This is a genomic window from Bacillus sp. HY001, assembly GCF_007558965.1.
Lineage (GTDB): Bacteria > Bacillota > Bacilli > Bacillales > Bacillaceae_G > Bacillus_A > Bacillus_A mobilis.
In genome coordinates, this window is record NZ_VLTE01000375.1 from 1 (window position 1) to 331 (window position 331).

General features: G+C 34.4%; 1 protein-coding gene. It reads left to right on the forward strand.

Features of this window, described 5'->3' with window-relative positions; translation table 11 throughout:
* Positions 1–331, forward strand: a 331-nt coding sequence (locus FOT98_RS31820) for a winged helix-turn-helix transcriptional regulator (RefSeq protein ID WP_144291296.1), incomplete at both ends; no start/stop codon positions are given.

Sequence of the window (331 nt, forward strand, 5' to 3'; positions counted from 1 at the left end):
ATGGTTATTGATTATAAAGAAAAAACTTTTTTCACTAGCAAAGATTTGGCTTTATCCGTTATAGGTGGACGTTGGAAAATAGCGATTATATGGTGTTTGCTCCAACAGGCTCCATTAAGGTTAAGTGAAATACAAAAATACCTTCCCGATGTCAATCAACGCATGTTAATTAGACAATTGAGAGAATTAGAAGAAGATGAAATAATTACTAGAGTTGTATACCCCGTTGTACCTCCTAAAGTAGAGTATCAACTGAGTGAAATTGGTTTACTTCTAGAACCCGTTGTAAACTCTATCTGTGATTGGGGAGATGATTTCAGAGAATTTTTAG